Source organism: Amycolatopsis sp. NPDC102389, assembly GCF_044765885.1.
GTDB lineage: Bacteria > Actinomycetota > Actinomycetes > Mycobacteriales > Pseudonocardiaceae > Amycolatopsis.
This window is the reverse complement of record NZ_JBIWKX010000007.1, coordinates 173,416-189,702: the sequence shown is the minus strand read 5'-3', so window position 1 is coordinate 189,702 and position 16,287 is coordinate 173,416. Positions and strand designations below refer to the sequence as shown.

At 66.2% G+C, this 16,287-nt stretch carries 19 protein-coding genes and 1 pseudogene; 15 read left to right on the top strand and 5 right to left on the bottom strand.

What is annotated here, in order from left to right; all coding sequences use genetic code 11:
- Positions 1–101: 101 nt before the first annotated feature.
- Both ACIRGA_RS09560 and ACIRGA_RS09555 read left to right on the top strand, forming a co-directional pair.
- Positions 102–779 carry an MBL fold metallo-hydrolase gene (locus ACIRGA_RS09560; protein ID WP_400938646.1) on the top strand — a complete coding sequence of 226 codons (678 nt, stop codon included), beginning with the start codon at positions 102–104 and terminating at the stop codon, positions 777–779.
- Positions 780–952: 173 nt separating this feature from the next.
- A complete protein-coding gene (locus tag ACIRGA_RS09555) occupies positions 953–1,447 on the top strand; it encodes a hypothetical protein (protein ID WP_400938643.1) in 495 nt (164 codons plus the stop codon).
- Between the two features lie 56 nt (positions 1,448–1,503).
- Here the strand turns inward: ACIRGA_RS09555 and ACIRGA_RS09550 are convergent, their stop codons facing one another.
- From ACIRGA_RS09550 to ACIRGA_RS09540, 3 genes are all read right to left on the bottom strand, one after another.
- On the bottom strand, positions 1,504–2,769 hold the full coding sequence (locus tag ACIRGA_RS09550) for an ATP-binding protein (RefSeq protein ID WP_400938641.1): 1,266 nt from the start codon (positions 2,767–2,769) through the stop codon (positions 1,504–1,506).
- Between the two features lie 130 nt (positions 2,770–2,899).
- On the bottom strand, positions 2,900–3,229 hold the full coding sequence (locus ACIRGA_RS09545; RefSeq protein WP_400938639.1) for a hypothetical protein: 330 nt from the start codon (positions 3,227–3,229) through the stop codon (positions 2,900–2,902).
- Between the two features lie 18 nt (positions 3,230–3,247).
- Positions 3,248–3,838 carry a hypothetical protein gene (locus tag ACIRGA_RS09540; RefSeq protein ID WP_400938636.1) on the bottom strand — a complete coding sequence of 197 codons (591 nt, stop codon included), beginning with the start codon at positions 3,836–3,838 and terminating at the stop codon, positions 3,248–3,250.
- A gap of 143 nt (positions 3,839–3,981) precedes the next feature.
- Between ACIRGA_RS09540 and ACIRGA_RS09535 the strand changes: the two genes are divergently transcribed.
- The 9 genes and pseudogenes from ACIRGA_RS09535 (at position 3,982) to ACIRGA_RS09495 (ending at position 12,001) form a co-directional block, all read left to right on the top strand.
- Positions 3,982–4,170 carry a hypothetical protein gene (locus ACIRGA_RS09535; protein ID WP_400938634.1) on the top strand — a complete coding sequence of 63 codons (189 nt, stop codon included), beginning with the start codon at positions 3,982–3,984 and terminating at the stop codon, positions 4,168–4,170.
- Between the two features lie 3 nt (positions 4,171–4,173).
- Positions 4,174–4,308, top strand: a pseudogene (locus ACIRGA_RS09530) (hypothetical protein); the annotation flags it as partial.
- Between the two features lie 206 nt (positions 4,309–4,514).
- Positions 4,515–4,880, top strand: a complete 366-nt coding sequence (locus ACIRGA_RS09525; RefSeq protein WP_400938631.1) for a DUF6734 family protein — start codon at positions 4,515–4,517, stop codon at positions 4,878–4,880.
- Positions 4,881–4,958: 78 nt separating this feature from the next.
- Positions 4,959–5,453: a hypothetical protein gene (locus tag ACIRGA_RS09520; RefSeq protein WP_400938628.1), complete on the top strand. Its 495-nt coding sequence runs from the start codon at positions 4,959–4,961 to the stop codon at positions 5,451–5,453.
- 190 nt (positions 5,454–5,643) lie between these two features.
- Positions 5,644–6,369 carry a HEAT repeat domain-containing protein gene (locus ACIRGA_RS09515; RefSeq protein ID WP_400938625.1) on the top strand — a complete coding sequence of 242 codons (726 nt, stop codon included), beginning with the start codon at positions 5,644–5,646 and terminating at the stop codon, positions 6,367–6,369.
- Between the two features lie 37 nt (positions 6,370–6,406).
- On the top strand, positions 6,407–7,093 hold the full coding sequence (locus tag ACIRGA_RS09510) for a hypothetical protein (RefSeq protein ID WP_360123521.1): 687 nt from the start codon (positions 6,407–6,409) through the stop codon (positions 7,091–7,093).
- Between the two features lie 159 nt (positions 7,094–7,252).
- Positions 7,253–10,159 (top strand): alpha-L-fucosidase, encoded by a 2,907-nt coding sequence (locus ACIRGA_RS09505; protein WP_400938622.1) that lies wholly within the window; start codon positions 7,253–7,255, stop codon positions 10,157–10,159.
- A gap of 46 nt (positions 10,160–10,205) precedes the next feature.
- The gene (locus tag ACIRGA_RS09500) at positions 10,206–11,009 is read left to right on the top strand and encodes a MerR family transcriptional regulator (protein WP_400938619.1); all 804 of its coding nucleotides are present in this window, start codon (positions 10,206–10,208) and stop codon (positions 11,007–11,009) included.
- Entirely contained in the window at positions 11,006–12,001 is a 996-nt protein-coding gene (locus tag ACIRGA_RS09495) for a BtrH N-terminal domain-containing protein (protein ID WP_400938616.1), read from the top strand. Before ACIRGA_RS09500 ends, ACIRGA_RS09495 begins: the two co-directional genes overlap by 4 nt.
- Here the strand turns inward: ACIRGA_RS09495 and ACIRGA_RS09490 are convergent.
- Both ACIRGA_RS09490 and ACIRGA_RS09485 read right to left on the bottom strand, forming a co-directional pair.
- On the bottom strand, positions 11,983–12,780 hold the full coding sequence (locus ACIRGA_RS09490; RefSeq protein ID WP_400938614.1) for a DUF1684 domain-containing protein: 798 nt from the start codon (positions 12,778–12,780) through the stop codon (positions 11,983–11,985). The genes ACIRGA_RS09495 and ACIRGA_RS09490 overlap by 19 nt on opposite strands.
- A gap of 86 nt (positions 12,781–12,866) precedes the next feature.
- On the bottom strand, positions 12,867–13,163 hold the full coding sequence (locus tag ACIRGA_RS09485; RefSeq protein WP_400938611.1) for an antibiotic biosynthesis monooxygenase family protein: 297 nt from the start codon (positions 13,161–13,163) through the stop codon (positions 12,867–12,869).
- Positions 13,164–13,352: 189 nt separating this feature from the next.
- Here ACIRGA_RS09485 and ACIRGA_RS09480 point away from each other — a divergent pair, with 189 nt between their 5' ends.
- The 4 genes from ACIRGA_RS09480 to ACIRGA_RS09465 all read left to right on the top strand — a co-directional run bounded on the left by ACIRGA_RS09480 (position 13,353) and on the right by ACIRGA_RS09465 (position 16,283).
- Positions 13,353–14,606, top strand: a complete 1,254-nt coding sequence (locus ACIRGA_RS09480; RefSeq protein WP_400938608.1) for a DUF222 domain-containing protein — start codon at positions 13,353–13,355, stop codon at positions 14,604–14,606.
- 335 nt (positions 14,607–14,941) lie between these two features.
- Positions 14,942–15,571, top strand: coding sequence for a hypothetical protein (locus ACIRGA_RS09475; protein ID WP_400938605.1), 630 nt, complete (start codon positions 14,942–14,944; stop codon positions 15,569–15,571).
- A 57-nt stretch (positions 15,572–15,628) separates the two neighbouring features.
- Positions 15,629–15,832, top strand: coding sequence for a DNA-binding protein (locus ACIRGA_RS09470; RefSeq protein ID WP_400938602.1), 204 nt, complete (start codon positions 15,629–15,631; stop codon positions 15,830–15,832).
- Positions 15,833–15,905: 73 nt separating this feature from the next.
- Entirely contained in the window at positions 15,906–16,283 is a 378-nt protein-coding gene (locus ACIRGA_RS09465) for a DUF1801 domain-containing protein (RefSeq protein WP_400938599.1), read from the top strand.
- Positions 16,284–16,287 lie beyond the last annotated feature (4 nt).

Here is a 16,287-nt window from a genome sequence, read left to right as displayed (position 1 = left end):
CCTGTGGTTCGGCTGGCGGGGCGAAGCGAGCCTACGTCGTGCACCTGTGCGTCGCCTGTGCGGGTGGAACCGATTGCAGGCGAACGACTACCGTATGCGGTGTGAACATCGCCGAGACCTACACCGGGCATGTCGACCCGGGCGGCGACGCCGCCCGTCGCACCCTGGACGCGCTCACCATCACGAAGCTGTCGGTCGGTCCGATGGACAACAACGCGTATTTGCTCGTCTGCCGCGCCGAGAACGAGGCGCTGCTGATCGACGCCGCGAACGACCCGGAACGGATCTCCGACCTCATCGGCCACGGCCCCGACAGGCCCGCGCTGAGGACCGTCGTGACGACCCACCAGCACCAGGACCACTGGCAGGCCCTCGGCGCCGTCGCCGGCGCGAACGGCTCGAACACCGCCGCCCACCCGCTGGACGCCGAACCGCTGCCGATCCCGCCGGACTTCCTCGTCGAACACGGCGACACGCTCAAGGTCGGGCAGATCACCCTCGAGGTGATCCACCTGCGCGGTCATACCCCCGGCTCGATCGCGCTGCTGTACCGCGACCCGAACGGGCACCCGCACCTGTTCACCGGCGACTCACTGTTCCCCGGCGGCGTCGGCAAGACCGGGTCGCCTTCGGATTTCCAGTCACTGCTGGACGATGTCTCGTCGCGGATCTTCGACGAGCTGCCGGACGAGACGTGGTTCTACCCCGGGCATGGGGACGACTCGACTCTCGGTGAGCAGCGTCCGCACCTGGCGGAGTGGCGCGAACGCGGCTGGTGAACCGATGAACCCGTTACGGAACGGGGCTGCCTACACAGTAGGTGCCCCGTTCCGCCTGTTAAGGAAGCGGTCCGTTCTCCTCGGCGCCTGCTCGTGATCCGCCGCCTGTAACACCTGCCTTGATCAGGACGTCTAGCTGCTCAAAGATCTGTTTACAGAGAGCGAGCGGACCGATGACTGCGGACGCGGACACGTACCAGTCTCCACAACCTGAACCTATCCCACAGCCTGCGCGCCGCAGCCGCAAGCCGCTCTTCATCGTCATCGGTGCAGTTGTCACTGCCGCACTCGCAGCCGCCCTCATCATTGTCTTCACTACCTCGGGCACCGCGTCCGTGAACGGCAGTCTCTCCCTGTCATGCGACATGAAGTGCACAAAAGCCACCGCGAACGGATACGACGGCTACAGCGACATTCATGACGGTTCACAGGTCACGCTCGTGAACGAGGGCGGGCAAGTCATTGCGATCACTGAACTACGCCGTACTGCCGGCGAGAACACGAACCTTGTCGACGGCATATGGGTGCGCACGTTTACCTTCACGTTCGCCGAGGTGCCAAACGCGGACCGCTACGGCGTGCATGTCGGCAACAACAACCGTGGCACGCTCTGGAAGAACGCAGACGAGATCGAACGCGACGGCTTCCATCTCACCATCGGGGGCTAGCGACTGCCGTCCGAGTGTTGTTTGGACATCCTGCGAACGCCCTTGAACCAAGAGAGTCAGCTGTCTGATCGCCATAGTGCGGAAACGGGAACCGCCCAGATTCGGTCGCCCAGCGGCAAGGTTTGAGAACCGGCATGAACGACCAGACCGGTCGTGAATCGGCTCCCCAGCTTGTCCCGCAGCATCATCAGGTGCTTGGCGTGGCGAGCCGTCGGCGTGCTGCTCAACTTGATCTCCAGCCCTGCCAACTCGCCAGTCCGCCGGTCTTCCACGATCAGATCCACCTCTGCTCCATCACGGTCACGGAAGTAGGACAGGTCCACGCTTCGCTCGCTCCAGGTCGCCTGTTTGAGAACTTCCGTGATGACAAAGGTCTCGAACAACGCGCCTGCGGCGGTACCGTCCGCCGCAGGGGCGAACGTCTGCTCGCCGAGCCCGCAAAGGTCAGCGGCCAGTCCGGTGTCCACGACCACGACCTTGGGGCGACGCTTCGCCCTGTTGGTGATGTTGGTAGACCACGCGGGTAGCAATGTCACCAAATGGAGGGCTTCCAGCAGGGTGACATAGTTCGATGCCGTCTCACGACCGACTTCGGCGTCACCCGCGATGCCTGCGACGACGAGTTCCTGTCCCGTGCGAGCAGCGAGGAGCCTCAACAGCCGACGGAGCTCCGCCTCCAGGCGGATCTCCGCAATGGGACGAAGAGCTTCCCTCGATACGACGTCGTGCACGTACGCCTCGAACCAATTCCGACGCTGCCGTCCGACCAAGCCCTCGGTGACGATCTCGGGATAGCCACCTTCCAGAAGCATCCGCACCAAGTCCGCACGAGGCAAGGCCTCGGTCTTTCCAGGCCAGCTTGCCGGCTCGAACAGCAGGTCCAGGAACGTCTCTCGCACTCCGAGCCGCTCACCCACGGAAAGCGGCCAGAGCAACAGCCGACCGGCACGGCCGGCGAGAGTTTCCGACAAACCACGGTCGGCCAGGTAGTTGGTTGAGCCAGTCAACAGCAACTGCCCTCGCGTACGATCTCGATCAGCCGCCTGCTTCACGGCGAGAAGGAACCCTCGTCCCGCTCGCTGGAACTCATCGATCGCGGCCGGCCGTGGCAACGCCTCGACGAACCCGACAGGGTCATCCGATGCCCGAGCGAGCACGCCCTCGTCGTCAAAGCTGAACCACGCATGCCCGGGCAGGTCAAGAAGGTCCCGCACCAGAGTGGTCTTACCCGTCTGCCGCGCTCCGCCCAGCAAAACGACACGGAACGAGGCAAGTAGTTCCTCTACTCTAGGCGCTGCGTTGCGTTGTACCAGGCTCGTCACTGTCGCAGTCTAACCGACAAAACGCGCTACCGCTAACCTGCAGAACGCGGGATCACTGACTTGCAGATCGCGCCGCCGCTCCAGTGTCGGCATCCTCTATTGCGGTGCCATGAGCGAGGTAGCCGCCGCGTCACCCAGTGGCGGCCGGAGTGTGGATCCAGCAAAGCTCCCCCGTCGCCGGAACCTCTCCCAGCGCCTTGACCTCGCAGGCCAATCGCGAGAGAACCTCGTCCTTGGATCCCGGCCACGCCACGAAGTCGCGATCCTCGCCCACCAGGTCGCCGGGGACCGCGCCGCGGTCGATCAGGGCGTCGACCACCGAGAGCAGCGCCGCGGTCTTCTCCGTGAAGGCCGCGCCTTCGCCGACCTTCGCTCCTGCCACGGCGAGTACGACCGAGAGCCCGACCCGGTCTTCGCGCGCGTAGCCGAGCAGTGGCTCCAGGCCCTCTTCATCGGACATGTGCACTCCCCTGGCCTATCAGCGGAAAGCGATCCCGTACTGCTCTCGTGGACGGCATGGCCCCCGAAACGTGTGCTCCACGACGCCTCGCCGGATTTCGAGCAGACGCCGGTCGCCGGCGGGCGGCCGGACCATGCGCTCGTACTCGGTCTGTTCGGCGTACCACCAGCAGGCCTCGGGGACGCGGTCGTCGAACGTGATGCTGACGTTCAGCCCTCCGGTCACCTTGCCCTCATCGTCGACGACACCGGGCGCGATCCCTTGATGGTCGACGTCGACGTTGACCCACCGCGTCTCCTCGCCGGGATCGTCGTGGCACACGAGGGAAACGAACTCGTGCCGTTCCCCTTTGCGCAGGGGTTTCGGGAAACGCAGGTCCACGGCGTCCGCCGAAGTCTCGACGCGGCAACCGAAGATCGCCTTGACGGGAATCGACCGCGGATCGCCGGTCCACCCGGCCGGAGCCCGCGCCGCGTAACCCTCGACGCCGTTCTCACAGGCGACGACGGTTCGCACCGCCAGGCGCCGATACGCCCGCCCGCGCCGCATTTCCACGTCCACCAGCAGGCGCTCCAGGAACACGGGCTGCGCTCCCACTCTCGACGACAAGAAACTCCTCCTGACCGTGAAAGATCAGAACCGGCGAAGGCTTCCGCCGGTCGTCGCACCCAAGGTGTACTAGTACACCACAGCCGAGCGGTTCGACAAATGCCGTCGTAACGTTCGATCACTCCGGCCCGAACCACTTCGCGATGCCGTACTACGGATACGACCCCGGCACCGCGGCCGCCATCGGCGGCCATCTGCTCGCGCCCGGGATCCCCCGGCACGGCGGATACGGCGAGGTCACCGAGCCGGCGTGGCGTCCGCCGCGTGTCCGCGTGGTCCGTCCGGGTGATCGGGCCGCACAGCCGATCCGCCGGGCGGTCTGGTCGTTCTGAAGCATCCCGTATCGACGCCAACACGGGAGACCTTGGCCGAGCGACTTCCTCCACGCGCTGTCCTGGGTCCTGTCGTTCCGCCTCGCGTCCCGCCTCTTCCCCACTACGGCGTTGGTGACCGACGACCAGGGCCACGAACTGCTCGTCACTCGGCTGAGGCTGCCCTTCGACGACGTTTCCCTGTCGTTGAACGGGCTCGGCGGGGAGATCGTCGCGCAGAATCCCGAACACGCACCACTTTCCGACGTCGGCTACTACCGGCCGTCGGCCGTCGCCGCGGCGTTCCTGAGCGCACCGGCGGCTTTCTTCCGGAGGAATTCTGCGGTTACACCGGAGAAGCCGCGTTGTGCACCGGAGTCGTCGGCGGCACGGCGGTCTCCCTCCTTCGCCACTACGCCGATCTCGCCATCCGCATGGTGGAGTCGGCCGGGAATCAGACGGCCTGGCAACGGCTCGCACCGCTCGAGGACTACAACCTCGTTGTCGAGCAATATCTTCTCGGTGCGGTTTGCTGGGGCGGCGACCCCGCCGACGTGCAGTGCGTCTTCGCCTCCCAGGACGACGGCTACCGGGAGGACGACCGGAGATTCACGCATCTCATCGCGTCCGCGAAAAGCGATCTCCGCTACATGCACTGGCTCGCCGATCGAGTGAGAAACCATTTCCCCGCCGACTTCGAGATCGTTCGACGTGAATTCGCCGATCAGTAACGATAGCGCGAAGAATACAACCTTTTCGCCACACCGGACGTCTTTCCGGAACCAACTCTCCAGCAGGAGGTTCCCGCCATGGCCATCACTCTCCGGCGCGCGCTCGGCGCGCTCGCCGCCACTTCACTGATGCTGACCGGCGCCGTCGCCGCGGTCGCGCCCGCTTCGGCCGCGGCACAGGCGATCCCCGCGATGACGGGGATCCGCACCGGCCAGAACACCGGATTCGACCGGATCGTGCTCGACCTGACCGCCGGCTCGGCTCCCGCCGTCCGTTACGACCTCGTCGACGAGTTGATCGCCGATGCTTCGGGCGAAATCGTCTGGCTGACCGGCGAGTTCTTCATCGCGGTCACCTCGACCCCGGCCGCCGCGCACGACGCCGCCGGGAATCCCACCTATCCCGGTCCGCAGAAGTTCCGGACCCGGAATCTGCGCAATGTCATGGCGGTCGCGGTCACCGGCGACTACGAAGGCACCTTGTCCATCGGTCTCGGCGTCCGGTCGAGGACGCCGGTCACCGTGTTCACCCTGACCTCTCCGAACCGCGTCGTCATCGACGTCCGCCATTGATCGAACGCGGGAATCCGTGAACCCTTTTCGCCTGCCACCGCACTTCTGGTGAGCAAAATCCTTTTCGGATTCCCGCAGTGAAAAACCCGATCTGCCCCAAGGGGCGATTTTTCGGAAAATCAGGTATCTGCCGGCCCGGATCGCGTTCCTTCCTTCCGTCAGCATAACCGCCGCTGCGAAGGAGAACCTCATGCCGACCCCACGCAATCCCGACACCCCGTCCTTGGGCCCGGGTGGCGACAACCTCGAAGCGGGCCCTGGCAGTTCGGGCCTGGGAAGCTTCTCGAACAGCGAAATCGGCGAACTCGTCACCCAGGCCGCCGAAACCATGGCCGCGTCCGGCGAGGACGCCGAGCGCAATTACCAGCGCAGCCTCGACCGGCTTCGCGAGCGGGCGGACGACGTCGTCCCGGCGCTCGGCGCACAGTACGACGCCTTGTCCGAGGAGCAGTACCTCGAGCGTTGGGGCCTGGTCCAGCTGCTCACCGACCTCCGGCACACCGCCACTGTCCCGGCGCTGGAAAACGTGCTGCGCCAGCCGATCCCGCCGGAGCGTTCCGACGACCCCGCCCACGGGATCAGCACCGTCGGCGAAGAGGTGATCATCCGCACCACCGCCGTGGAAGCGTTGGCGCGCTTGGCATCCGCCGGGGACAGCGCGGCCAAGGAACTGCTGCTGCGGCAGGTCCGGCACGAGGTGTTCACGGTGCGGCGCGCGGCGGTCCAGGCCATCGCCGAGACCGGGGACACCGAGCTCACCGCCCGGGTGCGCGAGGAACTCGGCGGCACCGAGGACGAGCGTCTGCTGAACATCCGGCGGGTCGACGTCCGCGGTGTCCCGCAGGCCGTCGGCGGCCGGTACGTGAAGGACTCGCGGACCGACGACGTGCCGCCGCCCGAGCCTCCGCGCTCCTGAACCAGAACGAATTCCTTCTACAGACAGGTGATCTCCGATGGCCACTTGCAGCTACACCGTGCCGGACAAGAACGTGACCGGGGACAATTTCTACGGCGCCTCGATCTGCAATCAGACCTACATCGACTATTTCTGGAACACCTACGGTTTCGCGGGCAACAAGGACTACTGGGACGACGGCTTCGGCTGGGAAGACGCGTGCAACACCGACAAGCCGCTGGCCCGGACATTCAACGCGTGCTACCTCCTGACCTATTCGGCCCAGGACTACCAGAACGACGCCTATTCCGGGGCGATGCTGAACTGGGCGCGCCGCTACGTCCGCGACAACTGCGACGACCTCCGTTCGCTTTGCGGTGACGGCAGCGCCATCGCGCGATCGTTCAAGGGGGCGTTCGTCGACGACCGGATCGAGGTGTACCTGGGTTTCTGGTACTCCAAGGACGTTCCCGGCCGCGCGGAGACGTTGATCCACGAATCACGGCATCAGGGCGGGAAGCCGCACAACGCGAACTTCCCGGCGGGCTCGGTGTTCGGCGCGGGCAAGAGCGGCGCCGACTCGACGTGGGGTTACGAGGGCGCCTGGATGTACGGCGCTCTCTACCTGTGGTGGTTCTACGCCCAGGGCGCCCGCACGACGTCGGCGCTGCGTGAACGGGCCCGCCAGCGCGGGAACCTCGTGATCGACAACGCCTTCGCGACCCATCCGGGCTTCAACATCTGAGGCACGGCCGGCAATGCCCTCTCGTACTGCAGACGAGAGGGCATTATCGGGAAAGACCTCGGATGACTTACTCCATGTCCCGCTCATCGGGGCTTGACCACCGCGATTTCTGCCGCAATCATCGGACCTCTCGGTTACCCCTGCCTTGGATGAGAGCGGATGGTCATGAGAGTTCGAGCGCATCGCACCGCCTGGCTCGCCGTTGTCCTCGCCCTGCTGGCGGGCCTGCTCACCACGACGACGGCGAGCGCGGAAGTGCACCACCCTCGCCAGAAGTGGTTGCGAGAGGCCACCGCGGGACTCTTCCTCCACTGGGGCATGTTCACCGCGCCACGCCAGACCGACTGCGCCACTTGGGAACGCGCCGTCACCGACGGCGGCTGGAGCGCGGACTACTGGGTGGACGAGGCCCGCAAACTCGGCGCCTCCTACATCGTGCTGGCCACCTTCCACAGCAGGCTGGGCTACGCGCGGCCATGGCCGTCGGCGATCCCGGGCAGCTGCTCCACGCGCCGCGACCTCCTCGGCGAGCTCGTCAAGGCGGGCAACGCCAAGGGCGTCCGGACGATCCTCTACATGACCGACGATCCCCAGTGGCACAAGGAGACCGGTGTCGAGTCGCTCGATTCCGCCGCGTACTCCGCCTACAAGGGCAAGCAGGTCGACCTGACCACCCGCCCCGGCTTCGGCGAGTACAGCTACGACCTCTTCCACGAGGTCATGGACCGCTATGCGAACCTCGCCGGATTCTGGATCGACAACGACAACGAGTACTGGGAAAAGAACAAGCTCTACGAACAGATCCGTGAGAAACGGCCGTCCTGGTTGCTGAGCAACAACAACGAGGACACCCCGATCATGGACACCGTCAGCAACGAACAGAAGACCGGCATCACCCCGCCGTACGACTATCCGCAGGCCGCCTTCACCCCGATGCCGAGGCTCACCGAAGCCGACTACAAGCTGCCGACCAACGGCGGCTGGTGGTACGACGGCACCGATCAGGCCGTCGACTTCAGGCTGTCCACCGGGCGCTACGTCACCAACGCGGGTTCGTCGATGAAGTCGCTGATGGCCGAAACCCCGATGGTGAACGGGAAGTTCCCGCCGCAGCAGGAGGCGTACAACAACTTCATGGCGAGCTGGGTACCGCCGATCAGATCCTCCCTGCAGGGCAAAGAGGGCGGCGGGTACATGTACGGAGGGATGCAACCGGGTTTCTGGAACGACGGCGCGCACGGCGTCATCACCGTCGAGCCCGGCGCCGGAACTCAGTACCTCCACGTCGTCACCCGGCCGCGCACCGATCTGCTCCGCTTGCGCGACAACGGATACCAGGTGACCAGAGTGTCCGACGTGCGCACGGGCAAGCAGCCGCGGTTCAGCCAATCCGGCGGCTATCTGACCATTGTGGACATCAAGGACTGGGACACCTACGACACGGTGTTCAAGGTGGAAACGGCCGGGCAGCGGTACTTCCACGACTCCCGCACGATCAAGGCGACCGCTTCCTCCTCACGTGACGGGCATCCGGCGTCGAACCTCGTCGACGGGAACTTCGAGAACTATTGGGACGCCGACGGCAAGCAACCGGTCTCGCTGACCTTGGACCTCGACAGGCGGCGGACCGCGGCCTACCTCGCGGTGAACCAGCGTGAGATGTCGCCGACGCACGCGCGCGAATCGTTCGGCAGGCCGGAGGATTCGGCCCGGATCAAGGACTATCGCGTCTACGTCAGCGACGACGGGCGGAACTGGGGCGAGCCGGTCCGCACCGGCGCGATGCCGAGTGCCCGCGGCGTGCAGTTCATCGATTTCGGCGAACGGCAGACTCGGTTCGTCAAACTCGAGGTGCTGAACACCTGGTCGGGCCCCCAGGCGAAACCCTTCTACCGGCAGTTGGCCATCGACGAGATCAAGGTGGCGTACGGCTACCCGAATTCGGTCCTCGGCGCGCAGGTTCCCCTGGAGGCCGAGTCCTTCCGGAACGACCACGACGGCCGCGCCCACCTCGGCCACTGCTCGTCGTGCTCCGGTTCCTTCCAGGTCACCGGGCTCGGCGGCGGCCCGCGTAATTCGGTCACCTATCCGAACGTGACGGCCACCGAAGCCGGAAGCCACCGGCTTCAGTTCGACACCACGGGCGGGCCCGCGGCGTCGGTGGCGGTGAGCGTCAACGGCGGTACCCCCGTCGAGACCGCCATCGACGCCGGAACACCGGGAGTCGTGACGTCGACGGCGATCCCCGTCGCGCTGAACGCCGGCGCCAACACCGTCAAGGTGTTCAGCAACGCCACCGCGGGCCCCGGCCTCGACCGCATCGCGATCGCTCCCCTGCCGCCGTCGTCCTACACGCCGAAGACGACTCTCACCGTCGAACCCGGTGGCATCCAATGGCTCTCGCCGGGACAGCAGTCCTTGCAGGTGACCGCGAAGCTGCGGCTCGACGCCGATGACACGATCGGGAAGGTCTCGCTGGCACCGATCGTCCCGGCGGGCTGGACCTTGCGGGGCGCTCCGGCGATCGCGGAATCCATGCGCGTCGGGAACGAGCTCGAAGCCTCCTGGACGCTCGTCTCCCCCGAAGGCGTGACCGCGGCCGACATCCCGGTCACCGCGTCGTTCGACCTGCTCGGGCGGGCGAAAACGGTGAGCAAACCGGTGCGGGTGAGCCCACGCCCGGCGGACCGGGTCTTCATGCGGGAGGCCGAAGATTCGGCGAACGACGTCGGCGATGCGGGCGTCACGAACTGCGGGGTGTGTTCCGGCGGGCAGAAGGTGCGCAACATCGGCGGCGACCCGACCTCGTCCGTGCGCTTCGACGGCGTCACCGTGCCCGAGACCAGGCGCTACACCCTGTACATCGACTTCACCGTCAACGGGCCGCGCTCGTACTTCGTCACGGTCAACGGCGGCGCGCCGATCGAGGTGAAGGTCGACGGCGCCGGGAACAACACACAGCTCACGACGTCTTTGCCGGTCGAGCTGAAGGCGGGGGCGAACACGATCGAACTGGGCAACGACCACGCGTCCGCCCCGGATCTCGATCGGCTGTCACTGGGGTGAGGTACCGGCTTGACCCTCTCCCCGGGAGAGGGTTCAGGCTGGTCCCATGACGACCTTGATGCCGATCGGCGTGTTCGCGCACGCCACCAGGCTGTCGGTCCGCGCGCTGCGGAACTACGACCGGATCGGGTTGCTGGTGCCCGCCGGCGTCGACCCCGGCACCGGATACCGCCGGTATTCGCTCGAACAGTTCGCCCGCGCGGGCCTGATCCGGCGGCTTCGGGAGCTGGAGGTGCCGCTGGCGGAGATCGCCGAGATCCTGGACGCGGGCGACCCGCACGAGGTGAAGGCCGCGATCAAACGGCATCACGACCGGGTGGCCGCGCGGGCCGCGGAACTCGCGGCGATCAGCGACAAGCTCGACTCAGTGCTCGCCGAGCCGACACGATGGCTGCACGTCTACGAACGCGTGCGCGCACCTCAGCCGATCGCCTGCCTGTCGATCCGGACACCGCTGAACGCCTTGGCCGAGCTGATCGGTCCCGCGTACGCGCGGCTGTTCGCGGCGCTCGACGCGCAGGGGATCAGGCCGTCCGGGCCGCCCGGAACCCGTTACCTCACCGTCGATCCCGACGAGCTGACCGTCGAACTGTTCGTCCCCGTGGACGGACCGGTGCGGGACGACGGCGAGATCGGCTCCGCCGAGCTTCCCGGTGGCCCGCTCGTGGCGACGATTCACGAGGGTGGCTACGAAGACGTCGAGACCGCGTACCGATCACTCGGCCGCTGGCTCGCCGAACGCGACCGCGTCCCCGCGGGCCCCGCCGAGGAGTTGTACCTGGTGGCACCCGAACCATCGGTCGCTCCCGAGGCGTACCGCACCGAGATCGCCTGGCCGGTGGCCTCGTGATCCTCGACGGAATCAAGACCGCGGGCGGGGAGCACTGCGAGACCAGCACACTCGACGTCCTCCTGCGACACGCCGGGATCGAGCTGTCCGAACCGATGTCGTTCGGGCTCGGCGAAGGCCTGGGCTTCATCTACTGGGACGGGAAGAACCTGCCGTTCCCCTTCCTCGGCGGGCGAAGCAAACCCCTTGAGATCACGCGGAAGCTGACCGACCGGCTCGGATTGACCTTGCGGGTCAAGGAAACGTCGTCGGCACGCACGGCGTGGCGGAATGTGGCCGAGGAGATCGACGTCGGGGTGCCGGTCGCCCTGCAGCTCGATTCGTACCACCTGGAGTACTTCACATCGAAAGTCCACTTCGGAGGGCATTTCGTCGCCTTGTACGGCTACGACGAAGAGCGCGCCTTCCTCGTCGACACGGTGCAGCAAGGTGGTTCCGTATCGACTTCACTGAAGAGCCTGGAACGCGCCCGCGGGGAGAAAGGCCCGATGACCGCGCGGAACCGCTCGTTCACCATCGCCGCGGATGCGCCACTTAAGCCGCTGTCGGACGCCATCCGGACCGCGGTGCGGGCCAACGCGGCGGAGTTCCTCAACCCGCCCATCGCGAACCTCGGGTATCGCGGGATCGGCAAGGCCGCCGTCCAGGTGCGGAAATGGCTGGACCGCAGCGACGATCCGGCTCGCGACCTGCCGCAGGCCGCGGTCCTGATGGAACGGGCGGGAACCGGCGGCGCGCTCTTCCGCCGGATCTACCGCGACTTCCTCGGGGAATGCGCGACTCTTGTCGACGACGCCGGTCTCCGCACCGCGTATGAGAAATACCGCGATATCACTCCACTGTGGACAGAGGTCGCGCGCTTGTTCACGCGAGCGGGAGAAACCGGTGACGCCCGGCATCTGGCCGACGCGTCCGCCATCCTGTCCGAGCTGGCTCAGCGCGAACAGGAGGCGATGACGGCGCTCGCGACGGTTCAGCCCTGCCGCTCGTAAGGCAGCTTCTCCCCCGCTTCCACCGCGAACGGAAGATCGTTGCCCGCGGGCGGCAACGGGCACGTGGCGAAATCGGTGAACGCGCACGGCAGATTCGTCGCGCGGGTGAAATCGAGGACGACCGACCCGTCCTCGGCGGGCTCCGGCACCGCGAGCGACCGGTTCGCCGCATAGGTGGTGACACCGCTCGTGGCGTCGGTGAAGAGGATGAGCAGGCCGTCCTTCTTGCCGTTGAACGCGGTGAGCGTGTGCTCCACGCCGTCGTGCTCGAAACGCACGATGCCCGGGGAGACGTAGACGTGACTGAGCCCTTCGACGACCGCTCCGACCGTCGTCGGCCGCGGCTCGTCGAAAGGCTCGAAGGTCCCGGACAACACCCAAGCCTCGTCGGGCTCGTACGCCGGGACACCGCGGAAAGCGTTCAGCACCGGCGCCTTCGGGTCGTGCGTCCGGATCAGATACCCGCCCCGTCGCGCCACCTCGATCTCGATGTCGCCGGCGACGACCCGGGTGGTCGCGCCGCTGTTGACCAGCTCGAAGCGACGGACACCGGTGAGCCGTTCGCCATCATGCGAGAGGTCCGCACCCTGCGGGTCGACGTACGCCGCGTCAGCGTCCTGCCACCACAGGCCGGGCAGCCCCTCGTACGCGCGTGGCTTGTCCTCGAGCCAGTCGAGCGAGACCAGCGCGAGCCAGCCGAGCGGATCGGCGAGATCGCGCTCGCGCTGGGTCTTCCAGCCCTGCCAGTCCCGCGTGAACGTGTCCAGGCTTGTGCTCATCGCCGATCCCTTCCGTGACCTTGCTCGTTCTCCGTGGTCAACGGCCTGGCGCCGGCGATATTTCCCGTCCCGGCATGTGGGCGGGGTCAGGCCCGGTAGTCGTCGGTGGTGCCTTCCTCGGCGGAGACCAGCTCGGTGATCGGTGCGAAGAAGGCCTTGATCCCGGGCAGATTCGCGCCCTTCTCCCTCGACGCCGCGAAGTCCTCGGAGGAGCGCCACCACACGACGTCGAGCCAGGTCTCGTCGTCGACCCGGATCAGCTGGGCGTCGAGGAACCCCTCCCTGTCGGCCCGGAAGTCGGCGACCATCTCGGGGCGGGCCTTGAGGAGTTCGTCCGCGCGGTCGGCCGGGACCTTGAAGCGGGTCAGTTCCACTGTCGTCATGGTGCCGATGCTATGTGACGGCGTCCGCGCTCAGTCGACGCGGGGCCGCACTTAGTCGACTAATTGCGTCATGCTTTCTTTGCGTTGTCACCTTTTGAAGGGCCATCACTCTTCAGTGTTGTTTGGCCGTTTCGCTTGTCGCTTAAAATTACGAACACATGTTCGACTTGGTTGCGGTATTATTGGAGTGTGTCCGAGACCTTCCTCCCCGAGTTGCCGCAGGAGCTGTGGCGCGCTGGCAAGCTGGAGCTTGCCCAGGGCGTGCAGCAATCCCTGCAGGTGATTCGGATGGCCACCGCCGGACTGGGGCAGTTCCTGGCGGAGATCGAGGCTCGGGGCGCGAAAGACTTGTACGGCTATGGCCGGACGGCTGCCTGGTTCGCCGATATAGCCGGGTTGTCGGCCGCCGAGGCGAATGCGGTGGTGAAGCGGGCCCTTGCCCTGAACCCCACCCGCGCCTTGGACGGCACCGAGCTTCCGCCCGTCGCTCCTGCCACCGCCGCAGTCGCCGCCAAGGGGTTGGTCGGGGATGAGCGGATCGATCAGATCCTGGAGATCTTGAAGAGACTTCCCGCCGACACCTCTGCTGAGGATCGGGAGAGTGCGGAGAAGATCCTCGCGAACCTGGCTCCGAATGCCGGTCCCCGTCAGCTCGCCGACGCTGAAGCGAGCCTGCTGGGCTGGCTGGACCCCGACGGCAACGAGCCGAAAGACCCCGAGCCCAAAGAGCCGCGCCGGGAAATCACCCTGGAACGCCGCAAAGACGGCTTCTGGAAACTCACCGGCCTCCTCGACGACGAGACCGGTGCCCGCACCGCCGCCGCCCTCGAGGCCTACGCCCAACCACGGCCGGTCGACGAATTCGGCCAAGCCGATCTGCGAATGAAATGCGAGCGCATGGGCGACGCCTGGGTTGACATCCTCGATCTGGCAATCGCGTGCCCGGATCAGCCGGGCACCAGCGGCTACCGCACCCTCCTGCATGTCACCATCGGGCTTGAGGAACTGAAGTCCGGTCTCGGCACCGCGTGCCTCGACTTTGTAGGGACGATGACCGCGCGGGAAGCCCGGCTCGCCGCCTGCGACTGCCTCATGCTGCCCGTCGTGATGAGTGCCGCGGGTGAACCGCTAGACATGGGTCGCCTGAGACGGTTCGTCACTCCAGGCCAGCGACGAGCGTTGAACATCCGCGACGGCGGCTGCGCCTTCCCCGGGTGTCATCGGAAGCCGAAGAATTGCCACGCTCACCACATTCACCACTGGGTAGATGGCGGGCCGACGGATCTGCGGAATCTGGTGCTGCTGTGCGCTTTCCACCATAGGTTGATTCATCACGGCGATTGGGAAGTACGGATGGCGGCCGATGGGTTACCGGAGTTCATCCCGCCCCAGTATCGGGATCCGCTGCGAAAACCCCGGCGCAACACCCTGCATCACGTCTGAATATCGAGGAGCCCGCCAGCCAACCAGGCGACGGGCCCCTCGGCATGCCCAGCACCGGCGACCGTGTGGATTTCAGGACATCTGACGTCCCGAAATCCACACAGTCGTCTCCCAGCAGCCTCGCGGAAGCGTGCGGCCAAACTCTTCCAGCCGATCACAACTGAAGCGAGCACAGAAGCGTCCATCCCCCGACATGCCTGAAAACTGTTCGGTACCGGCGGAATCCCGAAGGTCGACTGCGCCATTCGGGCGTATTCGCACGGAAGGTCTCGTTTCGCCCGTATCGCCCAGTGCAAGATCTTCCGTTCCGGACTTGGGAGGGGACGGAACGCATCATGGTGGATCAACCACGTGGCCCGGACGGCCGTTGGATCAAATACAAATACGGCGCGGGCGCACTGGTCACAGCGGGAGTGGTCGTGGCCGCCACCAACGGCATCGGCGGAGGCACCGCCGCCTCCCTGGATTCCGCCGCGAGCCAAGCCCTCAAAGGCAAAAGCTCCAGCAAGAAGTCCGCGCAAAAGGGCCGCCATTCCGAGGCGTGGCAACGCCTGGGCTGGCGCCGGCTCAAGAAGACGGCCAAGCGGGAACTCAACTGCGGGCCGCATTCCTTCGGTGAAGTCCAGCGCTTCTTCCTACGCCACCCTTGCGTCGATCTCGATCGCATGCTGGTCGTCGTCGACGACGGCGCCGGGAACACCATCGCCGTGTCCGTCGCATGGGTGAAGATGCCGAAGGCGAGCGAAGCGAGCGACCTGAAACGGCTCATCGACAAGGACGGCACCGGCAACGTCCTCCTCTTCGGCGAGGCCCCGCCCGGCAGCCGCTTCACCGGCAAGAACTACGACTCTCGCTTGACCAAGAAGCTGGTCGTGATCGCCGAGTCCGCTCCCGTCACCGGACGGCCGAGCGAAACGACTCTGGAGACGGCTGTCGAGGTCGCCGTCGAGTTCCCCGCGTCTTGATCCGCGGCGATCCACAATGGAGGTGACAGAGACCGGCCACTGACCTAAGAGGACCCCATGGACGAACAGACCGACCTGCCGTCCGGCATCGGCAAACCGGCGACGCGCGCCTTCACCGGCGCCGGTTACACGCGGCTGGAGCACTTCACCCGCGTCACCGAAGCCGAACTCGCGAGCCTGCACGGCGTCGGCCCCAAAGCGCTCCGCATCATCCGCGAAGCCCTGGAAACGCGAGGTCAGACGTTCAAACTCACCGACTAATTTTTTTGTCTTGACAACTTCACCCTTCGGGCGGTTAGCTGAGCGCAGCACACCGACCGAAGGAGATCCAGTCATGGCCAAGTTCGCGAACGTCGACGACTACATCGCCGCTCTGCCCGAGAACCTGCGTGAAGTCGCCGTCGCGCTGCGCCCGATCGTCAACGCCGCCCTGCCCGGCTCAATCGAGGCGATGTACCACGCCTCCCCGACCTGGAGCGCGGGCGAAGCCGTCGGGAAGAACCTCGTCTGCCTGATGAAGGCGTACTCGTCGTACGTCACGTTCGCCCTCTGGAAGGGGCAACTCGTCGACGACGGGTCCGGCAGGCTGGAGGCGAGCGCGCGGGAGATGGCGCACGTCAAGCTGCGTTCGGTCGACGACATCGACGCCGAGCTGTTCACCGGCTGGATCGAGCAGGCGCGAGACCTCGAAACCACTGCCGCGGCGCGATGACACA

Excerpts from the sequence above, each read along its gene's own strand:
- ACIRGA_RS09555 (WP_400938643.1), top strand. The coding sequence starts at position 953 with ATGACTGCGGACGCGGACACGTACCAGTCTCCACAACCTGAACCTATC.
- ACIRGA_RS09545 (WP_400938639.1), bottom strand. The coding sequence starts at position 3,229 with ATGTCCGATGAAGAGGGCCTGGAGCCACTGCTCGGCTACGCGCGCGAA.
- ACIRGA_RS09535 (WP_400938634.1), top strand. The coding sequence starts at position 3,982 with ATGCCGTACTACGGATACGACCCCGGCACCGCGGCCGCCATCGGCGGC.
- ACIRGA_RS09520 (WP_400938628.1), top strand. The coding sequence starts at position 4,959 with ATGGCCATCACTCTCCGGCGCGCGCTCGGCGCGCTCGCCGCCACTTCA.
- ACIRGA_RS09515 (WP_400938625.1), top strand. The coding sequence starts at position 5,644 with ATGCCGACCCCACGCAATCCCGACACCCCGTCCTTGGGCCCGGGTGGC.
- ACIRGA_RS09510 (WP_360123521.1), top strand. The coding sequence starts at position 6,407 with ATGGCCACTTGCAGCTACACCGTGCCGGACAAGAACGTGACCGGGGAC.
- ACIRGA_RS09505 (WP_400938622.1), top strand. The coding sequence starts at position 7,253 with ATGGTCATGAGAGTTCGAGCGCATCGCACCGCCTGGCTCGCCGTTGTC.
- ACIRGA_RS09500 (WP_400938619.1), top strand. The coding sequence starts at position 10,206 with ATGACGACCTTGATGCCGATCGGCGTGTTCGCGCACGCCACCAGGCTG.
- ACIRGA_RS09490 (WP_400938614.1), bottom strand. The coding sequence starts at position 12,780 with ATGAGCACAAGCCTGGACACGTTCACGCGGGACTGGCAGGGCTGGAAG.
- ACIRGA_RS09485 (WP_400938611.1), bottom strand. The coding sequence starts at position 13,163 with ATGACGACAGTGGAACTGACCCGCTTCAAGGTCCCGGCCGACCGCGCG.
- ACIRGA_RS09475 (WP_400938605.1), top strand. The coding sequence starts at position 14,942 with ATGGTGGATCAACCACGTGGCCCGGACGGCCGTTGGATCAAATACAAA.
- ACIRGA_RS09470 (WP_400938602.1), top strand. The coding sequence starts at position 15,629 with ATGGACGAACAGACCGACCTGCCGTCCGGCATCGGCAAACCGGCGACG.
- ACIRGA_RS09465 (WP_400938599.1), top strand. The coding sequence starts at position 15,906 with ATGGCCAAGTTCGCGAACGTCGACGACTACATCGCCGCTCTGCCCGAG.